This window comes from Roseovarius gaetbuli, assembly GCF_900172365.1.
Lineage (GTDB): Bacteria > Pseudomonadota > Alphaproteobacteria > Rhodobacterales > Rhodobacteraceae > Roseovarius > Roseovarius gaetbuli.
In genome coordinates this window covers 17,112-36,194 of the sequence record NZ_FWFJ01000030.1, presented here as the reverse complement: position 1 = coordinate 36,194, position 19,083 = coordinate 17,112, and the positions used below count along the sequence as shown (strand labels likewise).

The 19,083-nt window shown below is 60.5% G+C and carries 23 protein-coding genes; 10 read left to right on the top strand and 13 right to left on the bottom strand.

The genetic code is table 11. From position 1 onward, the window contains the following. Positions 1–53 precede the first annotated feature (53 nt). The 7 genes from ROG8370_RS13910 to ROG8370_RS20225 all read right to left on the bottom strand — a co-directional run bounded on the left by ROG8370_RS13910 (position 54) and on the right by ROG8370_RS20225 (position 4,163). Positions 54–809, bottom strand: a complete 756-nt coding sequence (locus ROG8370_RS13910) for a TIGR02186 family protein (protein WP_085827784.1) — start codon at positions 807–809, stop codon at positions 54–56. Beyond that, positions 809–1,723 (bottom strand): sulfite exporter TauE/SafE family protein, encoded by a 915-nt coding sequence (locus ROG8370_RS13905; protein WP_085827783.1) that lies wholly within the window; start codon positions 1,721–1,723, stop codon positions 809–811. The genes ROG8370_RS13910 and ROG8370_RS13905 overlap by 1 nt, the downstream gene beginning before the upstream one ends. A gap of 118 nt (positions 1,724–1,841) precedes the next feature. Further along, positions 1,842–2,243 carry a GNAT family N-acetyltransferase gene (locus tag ROG8370_RS13900; protein WP_245827389.1) on the bottom strand — a complete coding sequence of 134 codons (402 nt, stop codon included), beginning with the start codon at positions 2,241–2,243 and terminating at the stop codon, positions 1,842–1,844. 4 nt (positions 2,244–2,247) lie between these two features. After that, positions 2,248–2,844: a tRNA (adenosine(37)-N6)-threonylcarbamoyltransferase complex dimerization subunit type 1 TsaB gene (gene tsaB, locus ROG8370_RS13895; RefSeq protein WP_085827781.1), complete on the bottom strand. Its 597-nt coding sequence runs from the start codon at positions 2,842–2,844 to the stop codon at positions 2,248–2,250. Next, complete coding sequence (locus ROG8370_RS13890; protein ID WP_085827780.1) at positions 2,834–3,397, bottom strand: NifU family protein; 564 nt, start codon at positions 3,395–3,397, stop codon at positions 2,834–2,836. Before ROG8370_RS13890 ends, tsaB begins: the two co-directional genes overlap by 11 nt. An 81-nt stretch (positions 3,398–3,478) precedes the next feature. Further along, entirely contained in the window at positions 3,479–3,934 is a 456-nt protein-coding gene (locus tag ROG8370_RS13885) for a universal stress protein (protein WP_073198358.1), read from the bottom strand. Then, positions 3,906–4,163: a hypothetical protein gene (locus ROG8370_RS20225; RefSeq protein ID WP_139838160.1), complete on the bottom strand. Its 258-nt coding sequence runs from the start codon at positions 4,161–4,163 to the stop codon at positions 3,906–3,908. The genes ROG8370_RS13885 and ROG8370_RS20225 overlap by 29 nt, the downstream gene beginning before the upstream one ends. Here ROG8370_RS20225 and ROG8370_RS13880 point away from each other — a divergent pair. The 4 genes from ROG8370_RS13880 (at position 4,162) to ROG8370_RS13865 (ending at position 7,261) form a co-directional block, all read left to right on the top strand. Beyond that, positions 4,162–4,434 (top strand): lipid-A-disaccharide synthase N-terminal domain-containing protein, encoded by a 273-nt coding sequence (locus ROG8370_RS13880; protein WP_085827779.1) that lies wholly within the window; start codon positions 4,162–4,164, stop codon positions 4,432–4,434. The two genes, ROG8370_RS20225 and ROG8370_RS13880, sit on opposite strands and share 2 nt — an antisense overlap. After that, entirely contained in the window at positions 4,431–5,975 is a 1,545-nt protein-coding gene (locus tag ROG8370_RS13875; protein WP_085827778.1) for an ArnT family glycosyltransferase, read from the top strand. Before ROG8370_RS13880 ends, ROG8370_RS13875 begins: the two co-directional genes overlap by 4 nt. 146 nt (positions 5,976–6,121) lie before the next feature. Further along, positions 6,122–6,538 carry an IS200/IS605 family transposase gene (gene tnpA, locus ROG8370_RS13870; RefSeq protein WP_085825361.1) on the top strand — a complete coding sequence of 139 codons (417 nt, stop codon included), beginning with the start codon at positions 6,122–6,124 and terminating at the stop codon, positions 6,536–6,538. Positions 6,539–6,553: 15 nt separating this feature from the next. After that, entirely contained in the window at positions 6,554–7,261 is a 708-nt protein-coding gene (locus ROG8370_RS13865; protein ID WP_085827777.1) for a glycosyltransferase family 2 protein, read from the top strand. A 5-nt stretch (positions 7,262–7,266) separates the two neighbouring features. Here ROG8370_RS13865 and ROG8370_RS13860 read toward each other — a convergent pair whose 3' ends face one another. Beyond that, the gene (locus ROG8370_RS13860; RefSeq protein ID WP_085827776.1) at positions 7,267–8,283 is read right to left on the bottom strand and encodes a hypothetical protein; all 1,017 of its coding nucleotides are present in this window, start codon (positions 8,281–8,283) and stop codon (positions 7,267–7,269) included. A 13-nt stretch (positions 8,284–8,296) separates the two neighbouring features. After that, positions 8,297–8,767: a transcription elongation factor GreA gene (gene greA / locus ROG8370_RS13855; protein WP_085827775.1), complete on the bottom strand. Its 471-nt coding sequence runs from the start codon at positions 8,765–8,767 to the stop codon at positions 8,297–8,299. Between the two features lie 276 nt (positions 8,768–9,043). Between greA and ROG8370_RS13850 the strand changes: the two genes are divergently transcribed. The 3 genes from ROG8370_RS13850 (at position 9,044) to ROG8370_RS13840 (ending at position 13,336) form a co-directional block, all read left to right on the top strand. Further along, the gene (locus tag ROG8370_RS13850; RefSeq protein WP_085827774.1) at positions 9,044–10,693 is read left to right on the top strand and encodes an electron transfer flavoprotein-ubiquinone oxidoreductase; all 1,650 of its coding nucleotides are present in this window, start codon (positions 9,044–9,046) and stop codon (positions 10,691–10,693) included. A 110-nt stretch (positions 10,694–10,803) separates the two neighbouring features. Beyond that, a complete protein-coding gene (locus ROG8370_RS13845; RefSeq protein ID WP_085827773.1) occupies positions 10,804–12,516 on the top strand; it encodes a tetratricopeptide repeat protein in 1,713 nt (570 codons plus the stop codon). Beyond that, entirely contained in the window at positions 12,509–13,336 is an 828-nt protein-coding gene (locus tag ROG8370_RS13840) for a 4-(cytidine 5'-diphospho)-2-C-methyl-D-erythritol kinase (RefSeq protein WP_170925249.1), read from the top strand. Before ROG8370_RS13845 ends, ROG8370_RS13840 begins: the two co-directional genes overlap by 8 nt. Before the next feature lie 100 nt (positions 13,337–13,436). On the opposite strand, the gene ROG8370_RS13835 is transcribed toward ROG8370_RS13840, so the two are convergent. Continuing rightward, complete coding sequence (locus ROG8370_RS13835) at positions 13,437–14,438, bottom strand: polyprenyl synthetase family protein (protein ID WP_085827771.1); 1,002 nt, start codon at positions 14,436–14,438, stop codon at positions 13,437–13,439. 56 nt (positions 14,439–14,494) lie between these two features. On the opposite strand from ROG8370_RS13835, the gene ROG8370_RS13830 reads away from it, so the two are divergent. From ROG8370_RS13830 to ROG8370_RS13820, 3 genes are all read left to right on the top strand, one after another. Then, positions 14,495–14,710, top strand: coding sequence for a putative signal transducing protein (locus ROG8370_RS13830; protein ID WP_085827770.1), 216 nt, complete (start codon positions 14,495–14,497; stop codon positions 14,708–14,710). Continuing rightward, positions 14,688–15,473, top strand: a complete 786-nt coding sequence (locus ROG8370_RS13825) for a tRNA1(Val) (adenine(37)-N6)-methyltransferase (protein WP_085827769.1) — start codon at positions 14,688–14,690, stop codon at positions 15,471–15,473. Before ROG8370_RS13830 ends, ROG8370_RS13825 begins: the two co-directional genes overlap by 23 nt. A 114-nt stretch (positions 15,474–15,587) precedes the next feature. Next, positions 15,588–15,758: a YdcH family protein gene (locus ROG8370_RS13820; RefSeq protein WP_085827768.1), complete on the top strand. Its 171-nt coding sequence runs from the start codon at positions 15,588–15,590 to the stop codon at positions 15,756–15,758. A 162-nt stretch (positions 15,759–15,920) separates the two neighbouring features. On the opposite strand, the gene phbB is transcribed toward ROG8370_RS13820, so the two are convergent. The 3 genes from phbB to ROG8370_RS13805 form a co-directional block, all read right to left on the bottom strand. Beyond that, positions 15,921–16,643 carry an acetoacetyl-CoA reductase gene (gene phbB, locus ROG8370_RS13815; RefSeq protein WP_085827767.1) on the bottom strand — a complete coding sequence of 241 codons (723 nt, stop codon included), beginning with the start codon at positions 16,641–16,643 and terminating at the stop codon, positions 15,921–15,923. Positions 16,644–16,831: 188 nt separating this feature from the next. Further along, positions 16,832–18,007: an acetyl-CoA C-acetyltransferase gene (locus tag ROG8370_RS13810; protein WP_085827766.1), complete on the bottom strand. Its 1,176-nt coding sequence runs from the start codon at positions 18,005–18,007 to the stop codon at positions 16,832–16,834. Positions 18,008–18,146: 139 nt separating this feature from the next. Beyond that, entirely contained in the window at positions 18,147–18,983 is an 837-nt protein-coding gene (locus ROG8370_RS13805) for an EAL domain-containing protein (protein ID WP_085827765.1), read from the bottom strand. Between the last annotated feature and the right edge of the window lie 100 nt (positions 18,984–19,083).

The following is a 19,083-nucleotide window of genomic DNA, read 5'->3' as shown; positions in this document are numbered from 1 at the left end:
TTTGATACGCAATTCATTTGCACTTGCCCGCCGCAGGCCCCGTCACAGGGCATTTACCCGCGCCGAAGCGCCTGGAATGCGGCCGAGGCCATCCAGCCGGCGGCGATGGCGATGGCGAGTGACATCAGCCCGTAGAGCATCGGTTGTTCGCGCGACAGGCTGTAGAGCCAGCGTTCAAGCCCAACCTTGCGCACATCAATCGTGGTGTCGAACTCTGATACCACCCGGCCCTCGCGGGTCAGGAAAATGCGGGTCTGATAGGCGCCTTCGGTCAGGTTGGCCGGAAGGCTGATCGAGGTGCGAAACAGGGTTTGCTCGTCAATCGCCACGGCGCCTTCACGCGTCTGATAGGCATCCTTGTCGCGGCGGATACGGATCAGGGCATCGGTAAAGCGCTCGGCGTCTTCGGCCATTGTGGCGGCCCCGACCGACCGGATCGCGCGCCCGATCGACACCCGGTGGCGCAGGTCTTCGGTGTTGCTTAGAACCTTGTCGAGCGGTCGGGTGGTGGCCACGGCATAAAAGCTGGGCGCGGCGTCAAGTTCGACCATCTCGGTATTGACCCAGATGCCAAACCGCCGGTCCTTGCGCCGTACCGTTACCGGAACCGAGGGGCCCGCGACGGTGATGATCACGTCAAGCGGGGTCTCGGGGATCGCGACCTCGCGTTTGACCGCGCCAAAGATCAGGATGTCAGAGCCCTCAAACGTGGCGGTGATCGCAACCTTGTCGCTTGAAAGCCCAAGTACGACCTCTTCTGCCTGCAACGGCATGGCCAAAAGGCAAAGGGCAAGCGCGAGACGAAGCATCAATGTCCACCCCCGGTGCCAAGCGAATAGAGCTCGGAGGGTTCGAGAAGCAGATCGAGGCCCAGCTTGCCACAGACCGCCAGCACCATGATCGCCAGCAGAATCCGAAGCTGTTCGGCCTTCATCCTGGTGCCGATGGTGGTGCCGATCTGTGCGCCGATCACCCCGCCCACCAAAAGCAGAACGGCAAGCGCGATATCCACGGTAAAGTTGGTGGTCGCATGCAGCATCGTGGTAAAGGCGGTGACAAAGATGATCTGAAACAGAGAGGTGCCGACAACCACCTTGGTGGGCATGCCCAGCAGATAGATCATCGCGGGCACCATGATGAACCCGCCACCAACGCCCATGATCGCGGCCAGAATACCCACGGCCACCCCGACGATAAGCGGTGGGATCACGCTGATGTAAAGGCCCGAGGTGCGAAAGCGCATCTTGAACGGCAGGCCGTGCACCCAGCCGTGTTTCTTGCGTTTGGGGGCCTTGCCCTTGCGGGTGTTGCGGATCGCGTTCAGGCTCTCGATGAACATCATCCCGCCGATGATGCCCAGAAAGACCACATAACAAAGCTTGACCAGCAGATCGACCTGACCCTGCGATTTGAGATAGTTGAAGATGAAAACGCCAAGTCCGGCGCCAAGCAGACCGCCTATCAACAGGACGGTTCCCATCCTCAGATCAACCGTTTTACGCCTGAAATGCGCCAGCACGCCGGAAAACGACGAGGCGACGATTTGATTGGCCTCGGTGGCGACGGCGACGGCGGGGGGGATGCCAATAAAGAACAAAAGCGGCGTCATGAGAAACCCGCCGCCAACCCCGAACATGCCAGATAGAATGCCCACGATGCCGCCCAACCCCAAAAGCAGGAAGGCGTTTACCGAAACCTCGGCTATGGGGAGGTAGATCTGCATGGCAATTCCTAGCCCCATGTCGCTTTGCAATGCAAGGGGGCCGGTGGGCGCGAGGGCCGCAGGCCTGATGATTTTCTTGAACTGGACCTATTTTTCGGGTGCTTTAGGGCCAGAAAGCTCAGGCAAATGATTTTTGCAGGATCAGCGCATCAACCGCCGCACGATCCGCGTGGGCGTAATATCCGGTCCGACAGGCGATCTCTTGATACCCCGAAACCCCATAAAGCGCGCGCGCGGCCGTATTGTCCGCCGCCACCTCAAGAAAAGCGGTGCGCGCGCCGCGTGACTGCGCCGTCGCTTCAAACGCGGCAAGACAGGCGTGGGCGAGGCCGAGGCGGCGATGATCAGGATCGGTGGCCAGCGTCAAAAGCTCGGCCTCACCGGCAATCGCGCGGCCAAGTGCAAAGGCGCGCGCATCACCGACGGCAAAGACCAGCGGGCTTTGGAAAAGATCGGCGATCTCTTGCGCCGACCAGCCGCGCGATTGCCCGGCAAAGGCGCGCGCATGGGTGCGGGCCATGTCCTCAGGCGTCATCGGCAAGGATAACCGGGGGAAGGTCACGCGCAGGCGCGGCATCGGCGGGGCGAATGTAAAGCGGCGCAGGTGCGGGACCATCGGCCGGTGACACCGCCGCAAGCCGCGCGATGGTCTGCGCCAAAAGCGCAGGCTCGGGCGGCAGGGCGGGGGCAAGCCCGTTGGCCTCTGCCTCGGCGAGGGGCACAAGCCGGGGGCTGCCGCCGGGCGCGCGACTATAGGCCTGATCGCGGGGCGCGGGCACCACGGCAACATGATTCGCACCGTTCAGGCGATCAATCACGTCAAAGGTGCTTATCCCGATGGTCGGGATATCAAGCGCTAGGGCAAGCCCCCGCGCGGCGGCGACGGAAATGCGGATGCCGGTGAAATTGCCGGGGCCAATACCGACACCGATGCGCGCAAGATCGCCCCATGTCGTGCCGCCCTCGGCAAGCACCTCTTGCAAGAGCGGCATCAGGCGCTCGGCCTGACCGCGCCCCATCTCTTCGGAGCGGCTGGCAAGAATGGTCTCGCCCGACAGCAAAGCGGCCGCGCAATGCGCGGCCGATGTGTCAAATCCCAGAACCAGCGTGTCAGACACCAACGGGGCGAACCTCGGTCACTTCCGGAATGTAATGGCGCAGCAGGTTCTCAATGCCCATTTTCAGGGTGATCGTCGAGGACGGGCACCCGGCGCAAGCGCCCTGCATGTGCAGGTAGACAACGCCGCGATCGAACCCATGGAACGTGATGTCGCCGCCATCCTGGGCCACGGCGGGGCGCACGCGGGTATCCAGAAGCTCTTTGATCTGGCCGACGATTTCGGAATCTTCGCCGCTGTGATCGGCATGTCCCGACGCGGTTGTCGCGTCACCGGCCATGACCGATTGGCCCGACTGGTAATGCTCCATGATCGCGCCAAGGATGGCGGGTTTGATATGGTCCCATTCGGTGGCCTCGGCCTTGGTGACGGTCACGAAGTCATTGCCAAAGAACACGCCCGACACGCCCGCGACCTTAAAGATACGCTCGGCCAGCGGCGATTTCTCGGCCCCCTCGGACGTGGGAAAATCGGCAGTCCCGGTTTCAAGCACGGTCTGACCGGGCAGAAACTTGAGTGTGGCGGGGTTGGGCGTGGATTCGGTCTGGATGAACATGGCGGCACCTTTCGTGTGTGACCTTGATATGAGTGTCGGGGCGCAATCTGTCAAGGTTTGGAACGGTTCTAAACTGTTGCCTCAGGTGATCGCTTCAAGACGCTCTTTCGACAGATCGCCCGGCACGATGGTGATCGGAATAGGCAAAGACCCTGCGGTTTTGGTGAGCTGTGTCACCAGCGGGCCAGGGCCCTTTTTGCCGGTCGCCGCGCCAAGCACCAGAACGCCAACGTCCGGGTCCGCCTGAACCTGCGCGATGATTTCATCGGCCGGCTCGCCCTCGCGGATCACAAGCTCTGGGTCGACACCCTGCTTGTCGCGCATCCATTTGGCAAAGACCTGAAAATGCGCCTCGATGCGCTCGCGCTGTTCTTCGCGCATGATATCGCCGACGCCGATCCAATGGTTGAACTCTTCGGGTGGAATCACCGCCAGAATTTCAACGCCGGCCTGGGTATGGGCCGCCCGCATGGCGGCAAACCGCATGGCGTTCAGACATTCGCGGCTGTCATCCAGCACGACGAGAAACTTGCGCATTGTCGTTTTCTCCCAATTCGGCATCATCATGGCGGCAATTTTTCAACGGAGCAAGAAGCGTTTCGGCGTTAAGACGCGCAAAGCGTGCACTTTGCGGCGCAGCGCGGCAGGTAATCAAAGGCTGTAAGCCACGCGTAAGCTGCACCCCATAAGCCGCCACGCAAAGATGGGGCGAAGGGTCGTTTTGACCTGATATTCCTCCAGATAACTCTAAGAAGAGACAGAGCATGACCGAAATCCTAAATCAAAATCCGATGGTCTATGTCGGGTTCCTCGGTCAGTTGCTATTTTCCTCACGTTTTATTGTGCAGTGGATAGCATCCGAGCGGGCGCGCAATTCGGTGATGCCGGTGGTCTTTTGGTGGCTGTCGCTGGCCGGGGGCGCGACCTTGTTGAGTTATGCGATCTGGCGCATGGATCCGGTCTTTATCATTGGGCAAGGCATGGGCCTTGTGGTCTACGCCCGCAACCTTTTCCTGATCCGAAGCGCCACCGCATGAGTGATCCCCTCAAGGCGCAAGCGACGTCCGGCGCACCGCAGCGCTACATCGTCCTTCTGGTCGTGGGCACCCTGTTCGTGCTCGACGTTCTGATGAGGCCGATGATGCCCACGAACGAAACCCGGTATCTCTCGGTGGCCTGGGAAATGCTGACCGGCAATCACTGGTTGGTGCCTTTCAAGAATGGCGTGTCCTATAGCCAAAAACCGCCGCTGTTGTTCTGGCTGATCAACCTGGTCTGGTTGCCCGGCGTGACCGAATATGGCGCGCGGCTCGTGGCGCCGGCCTTATCGTTGCTGGCGCTTTGGCTGACCGGCAGATTGGCCGACCGGATGCGCCCGGGGGGCGATTTCGGCAATGCTGCGATCGCGGTTCTGGGCACGATGGTGCCGTTTTATTTCTTCGCGGGCGAGACCAATTTCGACGGCATCCTGATGCTGGCGATGGTGACCTGCGCCGCCGCGCTTTGGCGGATTGGCGCGACACCAGAGCCGCGCCTTTTGAACTGGCTTGTCTTTGGCGCCGCGCTTGGGTTCGGTGTCTATGCCAAGGGGCCGGTGATCTTTGTGCATGTGATGCCGCTTTTGCTTGGTATGCGCTGGTGGGCCGGGGCGGGCCGCTTTAGCATCGCCGGCTCGCTTGCGGCCTTGGCGGTGGCGATCATCCTCGTCGCGCTCTGGCTGGTGCCTGCCTATGTGACGGGCGACGCCGCCTATCGAGAGGCGACCCTCTGGACCCAGAGCGCCGGGCGCGTCGTCAACAGTTTTGCCCACGCACGCCCCGTTTGGTACTACTTGGGTATTCTGCCGATGCTGCTTTTCCCGTGGATTGCGATCCGTGGTTTCTGGCAGGTCCGACCGTTGGACAATGCCGAAAAATTCGCCTGGCTCTGGCTTTTGGGGCCGTTCATCCTGTTCAGCCTGATCAGCGGCAAACAGCCCGCCTATCTTTTACCTGCCATGCCTGCGGCGGCGCTCTTGCTAGCAAACCGCTGGCCCGAACGGATCGGCAAGCCATGGATCGTTGCCGACGTGCTTGTCATCGCGATGATCACCCTTCTGGTCATGCCAAGCGGCGCCTTGGGGGCGTCGATCGCCGATTTTCTTGACCTGCGCCTTGCTATTGTCGTTCTCATTCCGCTTGCCCTTGTGGTGGCTGGCATGATGCGTCGGCCAGGGCTGGTCTGGCTGGCGGTTCCGGCGATCGGACTGGCCTTGAACCTGGCGTATTTCATCGGGCCTGCGGGCAAGATCATGTCGCCGGTCGAGATCGCGACGATCCTTGCAGAGAAGGACGGCAGGATTGGCCACGCAGGGCCGGATTATCATGGCGATTTTCACTTTGCCGGTCGCCTGCGCGCGCCGCTGACATTGCTGCCGGATCAGGCGGCGATTGCGGCCTTTGCGAAGAAAAACCCGGATGGGTTGATCGTCGGACGCCTCACAGAGGGCGTGCGCCCTGATTGGGCGCCGCAAAACACCGTGAGGTACCGCAAGAAAGGCACCTGGGCCGTCTGGAATATAGAGGAGATGACGCAATGACATATGCATTGAGTATCCACGCCGTGGAGCAAACCCTCCGACTTCCAGTCGGACCCGCTTCAGCGTGAAAGAATCGCTTTATGATCGTACCCTCAGAAAAATGAGCCGCAGCCGGGTCGGAGGCTCATTTTTCTGAGGGTACGATCATGCAATATGACACCGGCAAACACTGCGTTTTCTATCACCGCTACCACATCGTCTGGTCGACCAAGTACCGTTATAAGGTGCTGACGGGGGCACTGCGACTGCGGGTGCGCGACATCTGTCGGCAGGTCTGCCGCGAGAACGAGGTCGACATCTTGCGCGGGGTGCTGTCGAGCGATCACGTCCACATGTTCGTCTCGGTGCCGCCGAAGCTCGCCATCTCGGATCTGGTGCGCAAGATGAAGGGCCGTTCGTCCCACAAGGTGCAACGGGAGTTTCCAGCCATCCGAAAGCGCTACTGGGGCTGCCGATTTTGGGGCCGAGGATACTTTTCAACCACCAACGGTGCCATTACGGAAGACATCGTACTTCAGTACCTGGAACAGCACATCGCTGATCCTACCGGCGCCAGCCGGTAGTGGTTCAGTATCGTTTTGCCAGCCCATAACGAGGCCGGAAACCTACCCGACCTGATCCGCCGACTGGCCGAGATTGCAGGCCCGCTCGAGGCCGAGATCGTCGTGGTTGACGATGGATCGAAAGACGATACCGCCGCCTGTCTCAAGACGTTGCGCGCCACCTATCCGATGCTGCGCGCGCTGCACCATTCGGTGAGCCTTGGGCAATCGGCGGCGCTTCGCACCGGCATTCAGGCGGCAAGCGCGCCGTTGATTGCGACGCTGGATGCCGATGGGCAAAATCCGCCCGAAAACATCCCCGCGCTGGTCGCTGCCTTTCATGCCGCGCCCAAAGGTGTCGGCCTTGTGCAGGGCGAACGCCAAAACCGTAAGGACAGTCTGTCCAAGCGCTATGCCTCGCGTTTCGCCAATGGCTTGCGACAGGCGATGCTGCGTGACGGCACTTGCGATTCAGGCTGTGCCTTGCGGGTGTTTCGCCGCGATGCCTATCTGAACCTGCCGTGGTTCCGGCATATCCACCGGTTTCTACCGGCCCTGATCAAGCGCGATGGCTGGGATGTCATTGCCGTTTCGGTCAGCCATGCGGCGCGCATGGCGGGCAGCTCGCATTATAACAACCTACAGCGCGGGCTTGCGGGCATTCCCGATCTTTTGGGGGTGGCCTGGTTGATCTGGCGAGGGACCGGTACGCCCTCTGCCATGCGCGACGTGACCGAGATCTGAGCGCCCTAGTCGAAGGTGCCCGCGACCCGGCCCAGCAACATAAAGGCCCGCGCGGTGCGGGTCTCTGACAGCTCGGAAATCTCGCTATCGCTGGCGGTGTCGGCGAATTGCGAGAACATCCGGTCAAACAGCCGCAAAAAGTGATGCGCCGCATCGCGAAAGATCGCATCCTGTTTCATCCGCGCCGCCGTCAGGGCCAGCGACGAGCGATCCCGAACGCCGCCAAGCGCGGCCACGGTGCGCCCGCGTTCGCCGCCCGCAAAACGCCGCCAGATTTCGGGCCGCGCCATATCTGGGCGCAGATCGTCCATGTAAATCCCGTCGTGCGACATCAGCGTCAGGATATCCTGCGCCGCGCGGATAAGCTGTGCGGTGGGGCGATCCTTGAGGGCGCGGCGCAAGGCCGCAAAGCCGGCCTTGTCCTCGGGGTTTTCGGGGAAATTCAGGGCGCGAATGAAATCTGGCCGCTCCAGCGGCGGCTGCATGTCTTCGGCCGAGGTGCCAAGCGGAAGCGCGACCTGAGCATCGCTGCTGGCCTCGGGGCTTGGCGGCGCGATCATGCGGCGCGGCTCTGGCTGTCCGACGCGGGTGCTGGAAAAGGTGGTCAGCGCGGTTTCGGTCTTGCGCTGTGCGGCGGCGATTTCATCAAGCTTTTGGTTGACCGAGGTGTCCATGACAAAGCCGCCGGCCTGATTCTGGCTGACATAGGCCTGTCGGATGGCATCAATCGCCGCCTGCAACCGTTGGCTTTCGTCGCGCATCACCCGGCTGGCGCGGGCCGCCGTGGCCCCGACCCAGATCATCGCCACGGGCATGAAGACCGCGATCAACACGATCACGAATTGCAGGGCATTCCCACCCGCCTCTTCGCGCGGTGTGAGCACCAGGAAAAACAACGCCGTGCCCACCAGCCACAACAGCGACAGGACCACGGCCACCATTTCGATGGTCGTGATCTGGTCGGATTTGCCTTGGGTAAACCCGCCCTTGGTGCCGGACGGCGGAATATTGCGAGGAGGCATGTGATTTGGTCCGTCAGATAAAGGCGACCTTTAACACTTCATAGGCGCGATCACCACCGGGCGTACGCACTTCGACGCTATCGCCCTCTTCCTTGCCGATCAGGGCGCGGGCAATCGGCGATTTTATGTTCAAAAGCCCTTTTTCGATGCTGGCCTCGTGTTCGCCAACGATCTGATAGGTCTTTTCCTCGTCGGTATCCTCATCCACAAGCGTGACGGTTGCGCCAAACTTGATGGTGCCCGATAGCTTGGCGGGGTCGATCACCTCGGCAAGGCTCAGGATGCCCTCAAGCTCCTTGATGCGCCCCTCGATGAAGGACTGCTTTTCCTTGGCAGAGTGATATTCGGCGTTTTCCGACAGGTCGCCATGCTCGCGCGCCTCGGCAATGGCGCGGATGATCGCGGGCCGTTCAACGGACTTGAGCTGTTTCAGCTCGACCTCAAGCGCGGCATGGCCGCCGGCGGTCATCGGGATCTTTTCCATTACACTCGTCCATTGTTAAAGCGGGGCCGCGCAAAGCAGGCCCCGTCAGGTTAGTCATCGTATTTGACACCAGATTGCCCGAAGCCCCGGCCCGATTGCAATAGGTTATAGGAATTCACGGCGTTTTCGCGCCGCAAAACGTGACAAGTTGCCGTTTTCCTATCGGTTTAACGTCGTGTTTCAATTGACGGTGAAGGCGCGGGCACGATAGTCACGCAGCAACTTTATTGCGCGCAAGGCCGAGGCCCGTCGCGCACCGCAAAGAGGATAAGGTCAATGACGGATGTGACGCGCGAAGCGATGGAATATGATGTTGTGATCGTGGGGGCGGGGCCTGCGGGGCTTTCGGCCGCGATCCGGCTCAAGCAGCTTGATCCCGATTGCGCGGTTGTCCTGCTTGAAAAAGGCTCTGAGGTTGGCGCGCATATCCTGTCGGGTGCGGTGCTTGATCCAAGCGGTCTTGACGCGCTTATCCCCGATTGGAAGGCCAAGGGCGCGCCGCTTAACACGCCGGTAAAAGAGGACAACTTTTACATGCTCGGCGAGGGCGGTAAAATCCGCGTGCCGAACTTTCCGATGCCGCCGCTGATGAACAACCACGGCAATTACATCGTCTCGATGGCCAATGTCTGTCGCTGGATGGCCGAGCAGGCCGAAGAGCTTGGCGTTGAGATTTTCCCGGGCATGTCGTGCTCGGAGCTGGTCTATGACGACAAGGGCGGCGTCAAGGGTGTGGTCGCCGGCGAGTTTGGCAAGAACCCCGACGGCACCGAAGGCCCGAATTACGAGCCGGGCATGGAATTGCACGGCAAATACGTCTTCCTCTCCGAGGGCGTGCGCGGGTCGCTCGCCAAGGAAGTGATCGCCAAATACGACCTGTCCCATGGCAAGGAGCCGCAAAAATTCGGCCTCGGCATGAAGGAAATCTGGGAAATCGACCCCGACAAGCATCGCGAGGGCACGATCACCCACACCATGGGCTGGCCTCTGGGCAGCAACGCGGGCGGTGGGTCATTCATCTATCACCTTGAGAACAATCAGGTTTACGTCGGCTTCGTGGTTCACCTGAACTACAAGAACCCGCATCTTTTCCCTTACATGGAATTCCAGCGCTTCAAGCATCACCCGATGGTCGCCGACCTTCTCAAGGGCGGCAAACGCGTGGCTTACGGCGCGCGCGCGATTTCCGAGGGCGGGTTTCAGTCGATGCCGAAAATGGTGGCACCGGGCGTGGCGCTTTTGGGCTGTTCGGTGGGCATGGTCAACGTGCCGCGCATCAAGGGCAACCATAACGCCATGCTTTCGGGCAAGGCTGCGGCCGAGGCCGCCCATGCCGCATTGGCCGCCGGTCGCGCCAGTGACGAATTGAGCGATTACGAGGCCGAGGTGCGCGGTGGCGCCATCGGCAAAGACCTTAAAAAGGTGCGCAACGTCAAGCCGCTCTGGTCGAAATACGGCCTGCTGACCTCGCTTGGCCTTGGCGGGTTCGACATGTGGACCAACACCTTTGGCTTTTCGCTTTTGGGCACGCTGGGCCATGGCAAGACCGATGCCGCCGCGACCGAACCGGCCTCCAAGCACAAGCCGATTGATTACCCGAAACCCGACGGCAAGCTAAGCTTTGATCGCCTCACCAACGTGGCGTTTTCCTTCACCAATCACGAAGAAAGCCAGCCTGCGCATCTCCAGCTCAAGGACGCCTCGGTGCCGATCGGCGTGAACCTGCCGACCTATGACGAGCCGGCACAGCGCTATTGCCCGGCGGGCGTCTACGAGGTGGTGCGCGAAGAGGGCAAAGACCCGCGCTTTGTCATCAACTTCCAGAACTGCGTGCATTGTAAAACCTGCGATATCAAGGACCCGAGTCAGAATATCAACTGGGCCACCCCGCAGGGGGGCGACGGGCCGAACTATCCCAATATGTAACCATCGCGTGAATATAAGGCGGCGGCGCGGCAAATGGCTCGCGCCGCATTGCCTTGGGGGGGCGGGCATATTACCTTTGATCTGAATTCGGATAAAAAAGGCGGCTTCGCGTGAAAATCAAATCTCTTTCGGTCCTCGCATTCGTTGCTGCTTTGCAGGTCACCACGCCTTCGATTTTGGCCTCCGAGCCAAGCGGTGCCTATCTGGCCGCGCGCCAGGCCCGTTATCAGGGCGATTTTGCCGCCGCCGCACAGTATTATGCCCAGGTTCTCACCAAGGACCCGTCAAACCCGGCCATTCTTGAAAATGCGACCCTCGCCTATCTGGCGCTTGGTCAGCTGGATCGCGCCGTGGCGATTGCCCGCAAGATCGAAGGCGACGGGTTGCGCAGCCAGATCGCTCAGATGGCGCTTGTGGCGGATGAAACCCGCAAGGGTGAATACGACGCGATCCTCGCCCGTGTTCAGGATGATCGCGGCGTCGGCGCGCTTGCCGATGGGTTGATTGCGGCATGGGCCGATCTTGGCAAGGGCGATATGAGTGCCGCGCTTGAACGTTTTGATGCGGTGGCCGAAGAACGCGGGCTGCGCAGCTTTGCGATCTATCACAAGGCGCTTGCGCTGGCCTCGGTCGGTGATTTTGAGGGCGCCGACAAGGTTTTCTCGGGCGAGGCCGACGGCCCGATGCAACGCACCCGCCGTGGTGTCATCGCCTGGGCGCAGGTGCTCAGCCAGCTTGACGCTCAGGATCGTGCCGTCACCGTGATCGACGACACCTTCGGCGCTGATCTTGACCCCGAAATTGCCCAGCTCCGCGCCGATCTTGAGGCCGGTAATCGCGTGCCGTTTGCCCAGATCACCAATGCCGGCGATGGCATTGCCGAGGTGTTCTATTCGCTTGGCCGTGCCTTGATGCAAGAAGCCAACGACGAATATATCCTGCTGTATTCCCGCATTGCCGAGGCGATCAAGCCTGATCACATCGACGCGGTGATCATGAGCGCCGAACTTCTGGAACAGATGGACCGGCATGATCTTGCGATCGCGGCCTTCAAGAAGGTGCCGCGCGATCATCCGTCGTTTCATGCCGCCGAATTGGGGCGCAGCGATGTGTTGCGCCGCGCAGGCCGGACCGATGCCGCCATCGAGGTGCTGGAGCAGCTGGCTCAGACCTATCCGGACCTGCCGACCGTGCATGTCGCAGCGGGCGATCTTTACCGCGAGCTGGAGAATTTCACGGCCTCGGTAACCGCCTACGACAAGGCGCTTGCGCTTTATGCCGAGCGCGACACCGATCAGTGGTTCGTGCATTACGCCCGTGCCATAAGCCATGAGCGGCTGGACAATTGGGACAAGGCCGAGGCCGATTTTCGACGCGCGCTTGAGCTTAACCCGGATCACCCGCAGGTTCTAAACTATCTCGGGTATTCGATGGTTGAAAAGGGCATCAACCTTGACGAGGCGCTTGGCATGATCGAACGCGCCGTCGCTGCGCGCCCAGATAGCGGCTATATCGTCGACTCGCTTGGTTGGGTTCTTTATCGCATGGGCCGCTATGACGAGGCGATCGTTCACATGGAACACGCCGCCGAACTGATGGCGGTTGATCCGGTGGTCAATGACCATCTTGGCGATGTTCTCTGGGCGGTGGACCGCAAGGTCGAGGCGCGCTTTCAATGGCGCCGTGCCCTGTCGCTGCACGATAGCACGCCCTCGCCTGATGTTGATGCCGACCGTATTCGCGCCAAGCTTGAGGTCGGGCTCGACAAGGTTCTCGCCGATGAGGGCGCCCCGGCGCTGAAGGTCGTGAATGACGGTGGTTGAGGCGCGCGCGTCGGCCAAGATCAATCTGACACTGCATGTGACGGGGCGGCGGGATGACGGCTATCACCTGTTGGATTCGCTTGTTGTTTTTGCCGATTTTGGTGACAGGATCACCGTTCGCCCGGCCACGGCGACCCGTCTGACGGTGACCGGGCCAATGGCGGCGGGGGTTCCGGTCGATGCTGGTAACCTGGTGCTGAAAGCCGCCGCTTTGATCGGCGTTTCGGCTGATATCATGCTTGAAAAGTACTTGCCTGCCGCCGCCGGGATCGGCGGTGGGTCAAGTGACGCGGCCGCGACCCTGCGCGCGCTTTCCGAGATGGCGGGTGTGGCGGTGCCGTGCGATGTGCTGTCGCTTGGGGCGGATGTGCCGGTTTGCCTTGCAGGCGGCGCGGCGTGGATGCGCGGCATTGGCGAGGATGTAACCCCGCTTGCCGGGGTGCCACCACTTTATGCGGTGCTGGTCAATCCGGGCGTTGCGGTGGCGACGCCGGAGATCTTTGCCGGGCTGACGACGCGCGACAATCCGGCCATGCCCGAGCCTCTGCCGACCTGGCCGGAGACCAGCGATTTCATGGCGTGGCTGGCGACACAGCGCAATGATCTGCAAGCCCCCGCTATCGCCAAAGAGCCGATCATCGCAGAGGTGCTTGCGACCCTGCTTGATACGCCGGGATGCCAGTTGGCGCGCATGTCGGGGTCTGGCGCCACCTGTTTCGGGCTTTACGACAGTGCCGAACGCGCCTCTGCTGCCGCCGGACGGCTGGCACAGGATCGCCCCGGTTGGTGGGTTGTGGCAACCCGGCTAAACGCCGCTTAGAGCATGTCGTCTTCATTCGAATTCACGTGACATGCTCTAAGGTTTTGATTTCGCATGTTCGAGAAGCTCAAAACCGGTTCCCACTTTTGAGCAACATGCTTTAGCTGATCCGCGCCACCACGTAATCGGCAAGATCAAGCAACATCTGACGCACCGGATTCTCGGGCAGGGCGGCCAGTGCGGTCTTGGCCTTTGCGGCCCATTCGAGCGCCTCTTGCCGGGTCTGATCAAGCGCGCCATGAGTTTTCAGCAAGCCTATCGCATGCTCAAGATCGCCGTCGCGCTGATCGCCCTTTTCGATCACCCGTTTCCAGAATGCGCGCTCTTCGGCATCGGCGGCGGCAATCGCCTTGATCACCGGCAGGGTCAGCTTGCGTTCGCGAAAATCATCGCCGACGTTCTTGCCCGTCGCCTTGGTGTCGCCCTGATAATCCAGAAGATCATCAACGATCTGAAACGCAATCCCAAGGGCATCGCCATAGTCAAACAGCGCTTTGATCTGATCCTCGGGTGCGTCGGCAATCACGCCGCCCACCTCGGTGGCCGCGGAAAAAAGCGCGGCGGTCTTGCCGCGCACCACTTGCAGATAAATATCCTCGGTCGTGGCCAGATCGCGCGAGGCCGTCAGTTGAAGCACCTCGCCCTCGGCGATGGTGGCTGAGGCATTGGCAAGAATATCCAGTACCCGAAGCGATCCAGGTTCGACCATCAATTGAAAGGCGCGCGAAAACAGGTAGTCGCCGACCAGAACGCTTGATTTGTTGTCCCAGAGCAGGTTGGCGGTGGGGCGGCCGCGCCGCTGTGCGCTTTCATCCACCACGTCGTCATGCAAAAGCGTGGCGGTGTGAATGAACTCGACCGTGGCGGCCAGATGCACGTCATAGTCGCCGCCATAGCCACAAAGATCCGCCGCCGCCAGCGTCAGCATCGGGCGCAGGCGCTTGCCGCCCGCCTCGACCAGATGCGCGGTGACCTGTGGAATGCGCGGCGCATGCCGCGAGGCCATGCGCGCCCGGATCAGGGTATTGACCGCATCCATCTTGCCCGCCAGATGCGCGGCCAGTTGTTCGTGCGGCTTGGTGGCGGCTTGATCCAATCCCATAACACTCCTGTCAACACCACTCGACAAATCGCCTTTGGTGTCCTTATGTCGGTTCCATGAAACAGCTTTTACGCACGAATGATCTGACGTCCATCGCTTTTGCGCAGGCCCTGCTTCAGGGCGAGGGTATAGACTGCTTTGAAATAGACGTAAATATGAGCAGCCTTGAGGGTTCAATCGGGATTTTCCCGCGCCGTCTTATGGTGGCCGACGATGATCTTGCGGCGGCGCGTGTGACCCTTCTAGACAATGGGTTCGACCTTGAGGCGTGACGGCTTTGACGCGACCGAGCTAAGCCATGACGCCTTTCTTGGAGGGCGTCTTGTGATTGCCCAACCCAAAGTCGGCTATCGTGCCGGGGTCGATCCGGTTCTTCTGGCCGCCAGCGTGCCTGCGCGCGCGGGCGAGCGGGTGCTTGATCTTGGCTGTGGCGGGGGCGTTGCGGGGCTGTGCCTTGCGGCGCGGGTGCCCGGTTTGATCCTCACAGGGCTAGAGGTGCAACCGGCCTACGGCGATCTTGCGCGGCGCAATGCAAAGGCAAACGATATCGCGCTTGAAGTGGTGACGGGCGATTTATCCAACATGCCCGACGCCCTGCGCCAGCAGCAATTTGACCATGTCATCGCCAACCCGCCCTATTTTGATCGCCGCCAAAGCACCGCCGCGCGCGACGCAGGCCGCGAACGGGCCATGGGCGAGGATCTGTCGCTTGGCGATTGGATAAGCGCGGCGGCGCGGCGGGTGGCGCAAAAAGGCAGCGTCACTTTTATTCAGCGCGCCGAACGCCTGCCTGATCTTATGGCGGCCGCCGCAATGCATTTGGGAAGCCTTGAGGTTTTGCCACTGATCCCCCGGCGCGGTCGTGCGGCGCGGCTTGTTCTGTTGCGTGGGCGCAAAGGCGGGCGGGCCGGTTTTTGCCTGCACGATGGCTGGCTCTTGCATGAGGGTCCCGAGCACGTGCAGGATGGTGAAAAATATACCGATTTGACCGATCAGGTGCTGCGAAATGCGGCGGCTCTGCCTTTTCCCGTCTGATTTAACGACAATTCTATCGGAAAATTTCCGCTTATGCTGCGCGCGCAGCGTGACAGATTTGTAAAACTGTGGTGGACTGGTGGAGTTGACTTTAAACCGAAGAGGAGACGGCCCATGAGCTTGAGTTCACACATCGAGGAACTGAAGAAAAAACATATCACGCTCTCGGAACAGGTGGAGGTGGCACAACGCGCCCCGGGCACCAGCACTTTGGAAATTGCTGAACTCAAGAAACAGAAACTGCGCTTGAAGGAAGAAATCGAAAGACTTTCGGTTTCGGCCTGACCTCTCGCAGTCGCATCGCCAGTCACCCCCTGCGGGCCCCATAGGTCGGCAGGGAGGGGTTGAGTTTAGGCGATGATGGTACGAACACTTACTCTCATGAAAAAGGGCCGGTCGCATGGACCGGCCCTTTGATATTTTAACCTGCGCAAATTGCGCGGCGCATTACGAGAAGAACTGTGCGCCGTTGGCAGAAATCGTCGAGCCATTGATAAAGCTGGCATCCTCTGACGCAAGGAAGGTCACGCAGCGGGCGATTTCCTCGGGTTCGCCAAGGCGACCGGCCGGGATCTGTGCGATGATCGATTCGCGCACTTTCTCGGGCACGGCCATGACCATTTCGGTGGCGATATAGCCGGGGCAGACGGCATTGGCGGTGATGCCGGCGCGCGCGCCTTCTTGGGCGAGGCTGCGCACGATGCCGATGTCACCGGCCTTGGTCGCGGCATAGTTCACCTGCGCGAACTGACCCTTTTGGCCATTGACCGAGCTGATAACGATGACGCGGCCGAATTTGCGCTCGCGCATGCCGTTCCAGACCGGGTGAACCGTGTTGAAAACGCCGGTCAGGTTGGTGTCGATCACCTGATGCCACTGATCGGGCGTCATCTTGTGGAACGGCGCATCGCGGGTGATGCCGGCATTGGCGACAACGATGTCGATGGGCCCGACTTCGGCCTCGACGCGTGCGATGCCTGCGGCGCTTTCGTCATAGTCGGCGACGTTCCACTTGTAGGTCTTGATGCCGGTTTCGGCGGTGAAGGCGGCGGCGGCCTCGTCATTGCCGGCATAGGTGGCGGCGACGTTGTGTCCTTCGGCTTTCAGGGCTTTCGAGATGGCCGCGCCGATCCCGCGTGTTCCCCCGGTGACGAGTGCAGTTCTTGCCATGGTGTCCTCCAATCTGGCTTAGGTGTTGGTAACTTGGTTACTATTGTGCGTGCGGATGCGCAACATTATTGCGCGGTAAAATGCCCGCTATGCGGTCAACTCTGTAAAGAATAATGCCCTTGGGCTTTAAAAAAGGGGCGCCGGTTCAGGCGCCCCTTGACTGCGAATCGCAGCTTGGCCGTTCAGGCTCAGGGGCGCTCGACGCAGAGCGCGACACCCATGCCGCCGCCGATGCAAAGCGTTGCGAGGCCTTTTTTGGCACCACGACGCTTCATTTCGAACAACAGCGTGTTCAGAACACGACAGCCCGAGGCACCGATCGGGTGGCCGATTGCAATCGCGCCGCCGTTTACGTTCACGATTGCCGGATCCCAGCCCATCTCTTTGTTGACGGCACAGGCCTGTGCGGCAAAGGCCTCATTGGCTTCGACAAGATCGAGATCCTGAACCGACCAACCGGCTTTTTCGAGCGCCTTGTGGCTGGCGTGGATCGGGCCCGCGCCCATGATCGACGGGTCAAGACCGGCGGTGGCATAAGATGCGATACGCGCGAGCGGCTCGATCCCGCGACGCTCGGCCTCGTCGGCGCTCATCAACAGGGTGGCGGCGGCACCGTCATTCAACCCGCTGGCATTGGCGGCGGTTACGCTGCCGTCCTTGGTGAAGGCCGGGCGCAGTTTCTGCATGGCTTCCATGGTCGCGCCGTGGCGGATGTATTCGTCTTTATCAACCACGATGTCGCCCTTGCGGGTCTTGATGGTAAAGGCCAAGATCTCGTCGTCGAATTTGCCGGCCTTCTGCGCGGCTTCGGCCTTGTTCTGGCTGGCAACGGCGAATTCATCCTGCATATCGCGGGTGATCTGCCATTTGTCGGCGACGTTCTCGGCGGTCTGACCCATGTGATAGTTGTTGAACGCATCCCAAAGGCCATCGCGGATCATCGTATCGATATACTTCATGTCGCCCATTTTGTGCCCTGCGCGCAGGTTGGCGGCATGGGGGCTGAGGGTCATGTTTTCCTGACCACCGGCACAGACGATGGCGGCATCGCCAAGCTGAATATGCTGGGCGCCGAGGGCCACGGCGCGAAGACCCGAGCCACAAACCTGGTTGATGCTCCAGGCAGAGCTTTCAATCGGCAGGCCGGCATTGATATGCGCCTGGCGGGCTGGGTTTTGCCCCTGGGCCGCGGTCAGAACCTGGCCGAGAATGGTTTCGGAAACTTCAGATTTGTCGATCCCGGCGCGGGCGACAACCTCTTCAAGAACGGCGGCACCCAGATCGTGTGCGGGTGTGTTGGCGAATGCGCCGCCGAATGATCCGACAGCTGTACGGGCTGCGGATGCGATTACTACGTTGGTCATGTGTGTCCTCCACCAGGATTTGCCAGCGCAGAGTGGCGTGCGGGATGCCTGCGTTAGGTGCGGCGACCGAAACCATCTCTGCCTTTACGCGGCGTCATATAGTAGATGCCGCATTGCGGCAACGGACGGAGTGTCACATTCAAGCGCTGGCCTGGTCAAGGGCACTATCAAGCCAGGGCGGCCTTATCGTCGGGGCGCCAAAGTAATATCCCTGAAGGCAGTCAACCCCAAGCTCTGTCAGATAGGCGGCATCGGCGGGTTTTTCGACGCTCTCGGCGACGGTGACCATATCGAATTGCTGGCCAACACTGGTCAGGGCGGCGGTCAGCACCTGATTGTCGGGATCATTTGCGATATCGCGGATGAACTGCCCGTCGATCTTGAGGATGTCAAAGTAGAAATCCTTGAGATAGCGAAACGACGTGTATCCCGCGCCGAAGTCATCAAGCGCAAAGCTGATGCCCTTGCGCTGCAATTCATTCATGAAACCAATCACCAGCTCTGGCACTAGCATTGCCGAACTCTCGGTGATTTCAAGAATAAGCCGCTCGGCAATTGTCGGGTCTTCACCAAGGCCGCGTTTGAGAGTGCGCATCCAGCGGGTATAGCCGATCGAGCGGGCGGACATATTGATCGCCAGCCGCAAATCAGGATATTCTGTCAGCGTCTTCAGACCCTTTTCCAGCGCCAGACAGTCAACGATTCGGCCGGTTTCGGTTGTTTCTATCTCGTTTATGAATCCCCGCGCAGGAATGACCCGACCGGTGTCATCCAGAACCCGAATCAACCCCTCGTAAAAGGCCGGTTTGTCTTGCCTGCCCGCAGGCACGACCGCCTGATAGGCCAACATGACCTGTTTATGCTGCACCGCTTGATTGACCATATCTATGACGGACCGATCCCGCGCCGTAATGGCATAGGCGAGCGGGTTGTCGTGCCCGGCCGGTACGTCGGCCCATTTATTCTTCTGCCCCATGCGTATCTCCGAAATGGCGTGCTTCACAAGTTGGGGTATTTCCGTTAAGCAAGGCTTAAAAGTTTGATTTTAAACATATTTGCTTGAGTTCGGAAAAAGG

Excerpts from the sequence above, each read along its gene's own strand:
- ROG8370_RS13910 (WP_085827784.1), bottom strand. The coding sequence starts at position 809 with ATGCTTCGTCTCGCGCTTGCCCTTTGCCTTTTGGCCATGCCGTTGCAG.
- ROG8370_RS13905 (WP_085827783.1), bottom strand. The coding sequence starts at position 1,723 with ATGCAGATCTACCTCCCCATAGCCGAGGTTTCGGTAAACGCCTTCCTG.
- ROG8370_RS13900 (WP_245827389.1), bottom strand. The coding sequence starts at position 2,243 with ATGGCCCGCACCCATGCGCGCGCCTTTGCCGGGCAATCGCGCGGCTGG.
- ROG8370_RS13890 (WP_085827780.1), bottom strand. The coding sequence starts at position 3,397 with ATGTTCATCCAGACCGAATCCACGCCCAACCCCGCCACACTCAAGTTT.
- ROG8370_RS13885 (WP_073198358.1), bottom strand. The coding sequence starts at position 3,934 with ATGCGCAAGTTTCTCGTCGTGCTGGATGACAGCCGCGAATGTCTGAAC.
- ROG8370_RS13880 (WP_085827779.1), top strand. The coding sequence starts at position 4,162 with ATGACCGAAATCCTAAATCAAAATCCGATGGTCTATGTCGGGTTCCTC.
- ROG8370_RS20225 (WP_139838160.1), bottom strand. The coding sequence starts at position 4,163 with ATGCTCTGTCTCTTCTTAGAGTTATCTGGAGGAATATCAGGTCAAAAC.
- ROG8370_RS13875 (WP_085827778.1), top strand. The coding sequence starts at position 4,431 with ATGAGTGATCCCCTCAAGGCGCAAGCGACGTCCGGCGCACCGCAGCGC.
- tnpA (WP_085825361.1), top strand. The coding sequence starts at position 6,122 with ATGCAATATGACACCGGCAAACACTGCGTTTTCTATCACCGCTACCAC.
- ROG8370_RS13860 (WP_085827776.1), bottom strand. The coding sequence starts at position 8,283 with ATGCCTCCTCGCAATATTCCGCCGTCCGGCACCAAGGGCGGGTTTACC.
- greA (WP_085827775.1), bottom strand. The coding sequence starts at position 8,767 with ATGGAAAAGATCCCGATGACCGCCGGCGGCCATGCCGCGCTTGAGGTC.
- ROG8370_RS13850 (WP_085827774.1), top strand. The coding sequence starts at position 9,044 with ATGACGGATGTGACGCGCGAAGCGATGGAATATGATGTTGTGATCGTG.
- ROG8370_RS13835 (WP_085827771.1), bottom strand. The coding sequence starts at position 14,438 with ATGGGATTGGATCAAGCCGCCACCAAGCCGCACGAACAACTGGCCGCG.
- ROG8370_RS13830 (WP_085827770.1), top strand. The coding sequence starts at position 14,495 with ATGAAACAGCTTTTACGCACGAATGATCTGACGTCCATCGCTTTTGCG.
- ROG8370_RS13825 (WP_085827769.1), top strand. The coding sequence starts at position 14,688 with ATGGGTTCGACCTTGAGGCGTGACGGCTTTGACGCGACCGAGCTAAGC.
- ROG8370_RS13820 (WP_085827768.1), top strand. The coding sequence starts at position 15,588 with ATGAGCTTGAGTTCACACATCGAGGAACTGAAGAAAAAACATATCACG.
- phbB (WP_085827767.1), bottom strand. The coding sequence starts at position 16,643 with ATGGCAAGAACTGCACTCGTCACCGGGGGAACACGCGGGATCGGCGCG.
- ROG8370_RS13810 (WP_085827766.1), bottom strand. The coding sequence starts at position 18,007 with ATGACCAACGTAGTAATCGCATCCGCAGCCCGTACAGCTGTCGGATCA.
- ROG8370_RS13805 (WP_085827765.1), bottom strand. The coding sequence starts at position 18,983 with ATGGGGCAGAAGAATAAATGGGCCGACGTACCGGCCGGGCACGACAAC.